The organism is Streptomyces sp. MS191 (genome assembly GCF_008042125.1).
GTDB lineage: Bacteria > Actinomycetota > Actinomycetes > Streptomycetales > Streptomycetaceae > Streptomyces.
Window position 1 is genome coordinate 1 of the sequence record NZ_RDBI01000008.1, and the last position, 6,436, is coordinate 6,436.

7 protein-coding genes and 2 rRNA genes are annotated in these 6,436 nt (G+C 72.0%); 5 read left to right on the forward strand and 4 right to left on the reverse strand.

The annotated features are described in order from the left end of the window. The first annotated feature begins 125 nt into the window (after window positions 1–125). Both rrf (EAO71_RS01635) and EAO71_RS01640 read left to right on the forward strand, forming a co-directional pair. Window positions 126–242 (forward strand): 5S ribosomal RNA (gene rrf / locus EAO71_RS01635). A gap of 205 nt (window positions 243–447) precedes the next feature. Continuing rightward, window positions 448–1,029, forward strand: a complete 582-nt coding sequence (locus tag EAO71_RS01640; RefSeq protein ID WP_147975969.1) for a dihydrofolate reductase family protein — start codon at window positions 448–450, stop codon at window positions 1,027–1,029. A gap of 79 nt (window positions 1,030–1,108) precedes the next feature. Here the strand turns inward: EAO71_RS01640 and EAO71_RS01645 are convergent, their stop codons facing one another. The 3 genes from EAO71_RS01645 to EAO71_RS01655 all read right to left on the reverse strand — a co-directional run bounded on the left by EAO71_RS01645 (window position 1,109) and on the right by EAO71_RS01655 (window position 2,581). After that, window positions 1,109–1,621: a DinB family protein gene (locus EAO71_RS01645; RefSeq protein ID WP_147975970.1), complete on the reverse strand. Its 513-nt coding sequence runs from the start codon at window positions 1,619–1,621 to the stop codon at window positions 1,109–1,111. Further along, window positions 1,618–2,019: a VOC family protein gene (locus EAO71_RS01650; RefSeq protein ID WP_147975971.1), complete on the reverse strand. Its 402-nt coding sequence runs from the start codon at window positions 2,017–2,019 to the stop codon at window positions 1,618–1,620. The genes EAO71_RS01645 and EAO71_RS01650 overlap by 4 nt, the downstream gene beginning before the upstream one ends. A 100-nt stretch (window positions 2,020–2,119) precedes the next feature. Continuing rightward, entirely contained in the window at window positions 2,120–2,581 is a 462-nt protein-coding gene (locus EAO71_RS01655) for an RrF2 family transcriptional regulator (RefSeq protein WP_147975972.1), read from the reverse strand. A gap of 288 nt (window positions 2,582–2,869) precedes the next feature. Here EAO71_RS01655 and rrf (EAO71_RS01660) point away from each other — a divergent pair. The 3 genes from rrf (EAO71_RS01660) (at window position 2,870) to EAO71_RS38420 (ending at window position 5,709) form a co-directional block, all read left to right on the forward strand. Next, window positions 2,870–2,986: ribosomal RNA gene (gene rrf / locus EAO71_RS01660) — 5S ribosomal RNA — on the forward strand. Between the two features lie 349 nt (window positions 2,987–3,335). Beyond that, on the forward strand, window positions 3,336–3,890 hold the full coding sequence (locus EAO71_RS01665) for a GNAT family N-acetyltransferase (protein ID WP_147975973.1): 555 nt from the start codon (window positions 3,336–3,338) through the stop codon (window positions 3,888–3,890). 124 nt (window positions 3,891–4,014) lie between these two features. After that, window positions 4,015–5,709, forward strand: coding sequence for a serine/threonine-protein kinase (locus EAO71_RS38420; RefSeq protein WP_261991939.1), 1,695 nt, complete (start codon window positions 4,015–4,017; stop codon window positions 5,707–5,709). Here EAO71_RS38420 and EAO71_RS01675 read toward each other — a convergent pair. Then, window positions 5,699–6,436, reverse strand: a 738-nt coding sequence (locus EAO71_RS01675) for a type IV secretory system conjugative DNA transfer family protein (RefSeq protein WP_222723530.1), incomplete at its 5' end; no start/stop codon positions are given. The genes EAO71_RS38420 and EAO71_RS01675 overlap by 11 nt on opposite strands.

Below are 6,436 nucleotides of genomic sequence, written 5' to 3' on the forward strand. Positions count from 1 at the left end.
TAATGGGTGGAGCTGACCGGTACTAATAGGCCGAGGGCTTGTCCTCAGTTGCTCGCGTCCACTGTGTTAGTTCTGAAGTAACGAACTCGCCCTTTGCCGGCTGGAGTTTGTTTATTTCATAGAGTTTCGGTGGTCATAGCGTTAGGGAAACGCCCGGTTACATTCCGAACCCGGAAGCTAAGCCTTTCAGCGCCGATGGTACTGCAGGGGGGACCCTGTGGGAGAGTAGGACGCCGCCGAACAATCATTGTGGGAAAGCCCCGCACCTTATGGTGCGGGGCTTTTCTGCGTTCCGGACCGGGCCACGGAACGGAACCCCGTGTGAAATCGGCTTGACCTGGCGCGACCGTGGAACGGCCGCGCGCGCTGACACGTCGAGATCTTCTTACCGGAGCGGCAGCTCACGGCACGCTAATTTGGGGGCACCCCGAAGCAGAGGAGAGCCCCGTGGGCACGGTCGTCATGTACAGCTCGGTGTCGGTGGACGGCTTCGTCGCGGACGAGAACGACCAGCCCGGACCGCTGTTCGACTGGTTGACCAGAGGTGACGTCCCGTTGGACGAGAGCGGCGCGCTGAAGGTGTCGCAGACGTCCTACGCGTACATCCGGTCGTACTGGGACCAGATCGGGGTGACGGTCGTCGGCCGCCACGTCTTCGACCTGGCGGACGGCTGGGAGGGGAAGCCGCCGGGCGGGATCGACCACGTGGTCGTCGTGACGCACCGGCCGGAGCCCGAGGGCTGGGACTCCGAGGCGCCGTTTCACTTCGTCGACGGCGTCGAGGCGGCCGTGGCCAAGGCGCAAGAGCTCGCGGGTGACCGCATGGTCGAGGTCGCCGCCGGCGACGTCGGTGGCCAGGTGCTCGCCGCGGGTCTGGTCGACGAGGTGCGCATGGACGTCGTACCCGTGGTGTTCGGGTCCGGCAAGCGCTACTTCGGATCGGTCAACGCGCAGCACCTGTTGGAGGATCCTGACATGGTGATCCAGGGCGACCGGGTGCTTCACGTGCGCTATCGGGTGCGCCGTTGACCGATCCGAGCGGGTGTGCGAGGCCTGCGTTCGCGCATCGCTGTCTCCGGTCGGGCAGCCCGGTGGATGCCCGACCGGCTCAGGAGAGGACCAGCCACCGCCGGCCGTCGAGGAGTTCGCGGGCCGCGTCCAGGTGGCCCGCGTGGCACGCCGTTTCGGTGATGACGTGCAGCAGCACGTCGCGCAGGCTGTGGAGATGGGGCTCGCCGAAGAGGTGATGCGGCCACCACGCCAACGGAGTGTCCGGCGGCAGCTGTTCGGCCACCGCGTCGGCGAGCGTCGTCTCCGCGCGGTAGCGGTCGAGCACCTCCTGCGCGGAGGCGCCGGGAGCCACCTGCCAGGCGTCGGCCCCGTCGTCCAGCGCCGCGATCACCTTCTTGTCACCGGCGACCACCGCACCGAACCAGAACCGCTCCACGTCGAGCGCCAGATGCTGCACGAGACCCAGGCACGTCCAGCCGGACGGCAGGGCCGGCTGCCGCAGGGCCCGCTCCTCCAGGCCGTCGATGATGCCGAGGACGTGGCGGCGCTGGGACGCGAGGGCGGACAGGAGCGCCCGGACCTCGACGTCCGGCGCGATGGGCGCGGTCACCGCGCGATCTCCCAGATGTGCCCGGCCGGGTCCTGGAAGCTGGCGGTCCGCACACCCCAGGGACGGTCCACCGGGCCGTTCAGCAACGTCACCCCGCGAGCCTCCAGCTGCTTGCACATCGCGTCCACGTCGTCGACCGGGAGCGTGAGCTGGAGCCGTGCCCCGGCCGCCGGCTCGGCGACCCGGGCGGGCTCGATCAACTCGCCCGCCGCCGGGATCTTCAGCAGGTTGACGAGGATGTTCCCGAAGCCGAACACGGCCGAGTCCTCGTCCTCGAAGGTCACCGGAAGCCCGAAGACCTCCTCGTAGAAGCTCTTCGTGGCCTCCAGGTCCTCGGCGAAGAGGGTGACGACGCTGATGTTCCGGGGCCAGGTGGGATCACTCTGCGAAGATGTCACGCTCCGAAGGATCTCGGACCCGGCGGACCGTGTACAGGGGGACCGGCGCACGAGACGCAGGGGGCGCCCGGGCTCGCGACCGCGGCGCCGGCAGGGTCCCTCAGGGGTAGAGCCGTACGTCGTCGGTGTACTCCCGGGCCCGGTCCCGTACGAGCTCGGGCAGCGTCCCCGCGGCCAGGTCGGCGAGTGTCGTGCCCTCCAGGACCTGGCGCAGGCTCGCGCGGACCGCGCGCCACACGTCCGGCATCGGCGCCGCGGCGCCCTGGTACTCCAGGCCCGTCAGTTTCAGGTCGCGCACGCTGACGAGGGGGCCGTCCATCGCGCGGATGACGTCCGCGAGGGTGATGTCGCCGGCGGGGCGGCTGAGGCCGTAGCCGCCCTCCGGGCCGCGCGAGCTGCGCACCAGCCGCGCCTGGCGGAGCTCGCTGAGGACGACGAAGAGGAAGCGGACGGGGATGTCCTGGCGGGCCGCGATGTCCTCCGCCTTGAGGGGACGGTCCGGGGAGCCGGCCAGTTCGGCCATCGCCCGGACCGCGTAGTCCGTTCTTGCTGAGATCCTCACCGGCTCAATGTCTCACGGTCGGCGCGAATGCGTCCTTCCGCGGACGCCCGGTTCCTCCTCCCGTGCAGGGCCGGTGCGCGCTTTCCCGCCAATGTGGTCCCGGGACGCGGGCGTTGTCGGCGAGGCGGGGTTGTCACTGCACATTGTTCATCGACATAGTGAATAATGGGTGGAGCTGACCGGTACTAATAGGCCGAGGGCTTGTCCTCAGTTGCTCGCGTCCACTGTGTTAGTTCTGAAGTAACGAACTCGCCCTTTGCCGGCTGGAGTTTGTTTATTTCATAGAGTTTCGGTGGTCATAGCGTTAGGGAAACGCCCGGTTACATTCCGAACCCGGAAGCTAAGCCTTTCAGCGCCGATGGTACTGCAGGGGGGACCCTGTGGGAGAGTAGGACGCCGCCGAACAATCATTGTGGGAAAGCCCCGCACCTTATGGTGCGGGGCTTTTCTGCGTTCCGGACCAGGCCACGGAACGGAACCGGCGCGGGATGGTCCGCGTAGGCACGGCTGCCGACGGTGGCCCGGCCGCGGGGGACGGGTGAAGCCGAGGTCACGGACGACGGTCCGGTCGCCGTACCGCTTGGTGAGTTCCTCAGCTCGGATCATGTCCACGACGCCAGGCACCGGGCCCCGCCGGAACGTCCGCCCGTGGTCGGGCAGCTGGCCGGCCGCTTGGTACCGCTGTACGACGGAGAGCCCGCCGCGCGCGCATATACGTTTGTCAGCGCGGTGCGGCCCTCGCGAGGATGGGCGCATGGACTATTCGATACGCACGATCCGAGCCGACGAGTGGGAGAAGACCCGCGAGATCCGGCTGGCCGCCCTGCGGGACCCGGTGGCGCACATCGCCTTCCTCGACACCCACGAGGACGCCTCCGCGCGCCCCGACTCCTTCTGGCAGGAGCGCGCCGAGGGGGGCTCCGAGAGCGGGACGAGCGTGCGCCAGTTCGTGGCCGAGGCACCGGACGGAAGCTGGGCGGGCACGATCTCGGTCCTGGTCGAGCGGCCTTCGGACGAGGTGCGCTTCGGTGAGGCGGCCACGGTCGACCAGACGCACATCGTGGGCGTCTACGTACGTCCGGAGGCGCGCGGGACGGGGCTGACCGAGGAACTCTTCCACGCGGGCGTCGAATGGTCCTGGTCGCTGCCGGAACCGAGGATCGAGCGGGTACGGCTGTACGTCCACGAGGACAACGCCCGGGCCGCGGCCTTCTACCGGCGGTTCGGCTTCGTCGCGACCGGCGAGCGGGTGGCCGTCCCGGGGGACGAGTCCGCGCAGGAGCTGGAGTACGAGCTGCGCCGGCCGTGACGTGTGTCCGGCGCCCCTGACGGGCAGGTCCCTCCCCTGGGGCCGTGGTGGCGAAAACCCGGCTGGAAGGGCCGCGACCTGCCAGGCTTGGGTGCGAGCGACACCGTGCGAACTCGGGGGAAGCGTGCAGGATTTGACGCCGGAGGATCCGGCCGCGATCGGACCGTACCGGCTGACCGCCCGGCTCGGTGAGGGCGGGATGGGGCAGGTGTTCCTGGGGGAGTCGGTCAGCGGCCGGCGGGTCGCGGTGAAGGTGGTGCGGCCCCACCTGGCCACCGACCCCGGCTTCCGGCACCGGTTCCGGCGGGAGATCGAGGCCGCGCGCACGGTCGGCGGCTTCTGGACGGCGCCGGTCGTGGACGCGGACCCGGAGGCGCCGATGCCCTGGGTCGCGAGCGCCTACATCGAGGCGCCCGACCTCGGACAGCTGGTCGTGGACGGGGGACCGCTGCCCGAGGGGGAGTTACGGCGCCTGGCCGCCGGCCTGGCCGAGGCCCTGGAGGCGGTCCACCGCGCCGGTCTCGTCCACCGCGACCTCAAGCCGTCGAACGTGCTGGTCACCGGGGACGGGCCACGGGTCATCGACTTCGGCATCTCCAAGGCGCTGGAGGGCGCCACGGCGTTGACCGGGACGGGACTGGTGGTCGGCACGCCCGGGTTCATGTCGCCGGAGCAGGCGACGGGGGCGAAGGTCGGGGCCGCCAGCGACCTCTTCTCGCTCGGCGCGGTGCTGGCGTTCGCGGCGACGGGCGCGGGCCCGTTCGGCGCGGGGAGCGTGCCGGCGCTGCTGTACCGGGTGGTCCACGACGCGCCGCGCCTCGACGGGGTGCCGGAGGCGCTCCGGGGGATGGTGACGCTCTGCCTGGCGAAGGAGCCGGAACGCCGGCCCACGGCGGCGGAGCTGCTCGAACTGCTCAGCGCGGGCGGGGCGATGGCCCGCCCGGCGGGCGGCGCGCGGCGCGCGGGGCCCCGGGCGGAGGACGGGGGCGGGGTGCCGGAGGTCGCGGACAGGGTGCCCGAGGACGCGGCCCCGCCCGTACGGCCCTCCTCGGGAACACCCGACCCGAGAGCGGTGCACCTGCCCGCCGCCAGGAACGTGCCGAAACCCGCCTCCGCGCCCGCGTCCGGGCGGGCTGCCGCGCCGCCGGCCTCCGGGCCCGCCGTGCCGGAGACCCGGGCGACACCGCCCGCCCGGGCCGTGGCGGAGAGCAGGCCCCCGGCCGCTCCCGCAGCCGGGCGCGCCGGCGCCCGCGGGCCCTCCGCCACGCCCGCTGCCGACCGTCCGCCCGCGGCCGGGCCCGCCGCCGCGGTGGCCGTGCACTGCGGCAAGCCCGTCCGGAGCCCGGGCAACCGGGCGCTGCTGTACGGCGCGCCCGCCGTCTTCGTCGCCGGACTGCTGCTCGGGCTCTTCCAGGGCTCGTTCCTGCTGGTGGTCACGGGCTTCCTCGTGGCCCTCGCGATGGCCGGCTTCGGGTCCCGGCTCGGGGCGGACGAGACCGTCGTGCGCGTGGACGCGGGCGGACTCTCGGTCGCCCGGGGCGCCTACCGGTGGCGTGCGGGCTGGTCCGTCGTGGACGCCGTGACCGTGGTGCCACGTGGGAACACCCGCAACGAATGGCTCCTGCTGGGTGTCGTGCGCGGCAGGGCGGCGACGTCGCTGCCCCAGGCCTTCCGGGGGCGGACGGGCAGCGGCGCGGTGCGCGTCCCGCTCGGCTTTCCCGACGCGGCGGCCGCGCGGTCGGCGCTCCGTCCGCTGCACACCGCACTCGGCAGGCAGGCCGGCCCCCGCTACACGCCCGACCGGGAGTTCAGGAGCTGAGGGTCTCCTCCGGCCAGCGCGCCCGCGCCTGCTCCTCGGAACGGAGCAGGACCAGGGCGGGCAGGCCCTCGGCTCGGCCGTTCGCCAGCAGTTCCGGAAGCCGGGGAAGGGGAGCCACCGCGGCGACGTCGTCGAGGACGAGCGTCATTGGTGGGTCGAGCCGACCGTCGGATGACCGTGCGGCCATGCGGCGGCCGTGCTCGACCACGCTCGCGGTGAAAGCGGTCAGCAGGGGCATCGCGCCGGGTCGGGTGCGAGGGTCCTCGATCGGTTCGCCCACCACATAGAGGGTGCCCCCTTCGTCGACGAAAGATTCCAGCGTCAGGGAATCCGTTCGATTGGGGGTGCAGGCGTCCCGGATGTGGATCGACGACAGCGAGGACAGCGCACGGGCCGTCAGCTGCTGCGCCATCTCCCGGCGTTCCGGATGGGCGGTGAGAGCGGACTCCAGGAGCCCGGCGTGACCGGAGCCGGCCTTGGCGTGCGTCCTGAGGATCCGTACGGGTTCGTGGGCGCCCGCGCCCTGGGCCCAGCGGTGGACCTGCTTGAACGGGCGGCCGTCGACCGCGGCGGCGTGCAGCCAGCAGCGCAGGAGCGTTTCCGCGGTGTCGGCGACCGCGGCGTCGAGCCGGGACGGCGGGCGGACGGGGGCGAGCAGCGCGACCGCGCGTTCCCGGGCCGTGTCCGGGTCCGCGCAGCGGTCGGTGGGGGACCAGTGGAGCCGGGC

What these genes read in the sequence shown, in the direction of transcription:
- EAO71_RS01665 (WP_147975973.1), top strand. Translation starts at nt 3,336, where the DNA reads ATGGACTATTCGATACGCACGATCCGAGCCGACGAGTGGGAGAAGACC.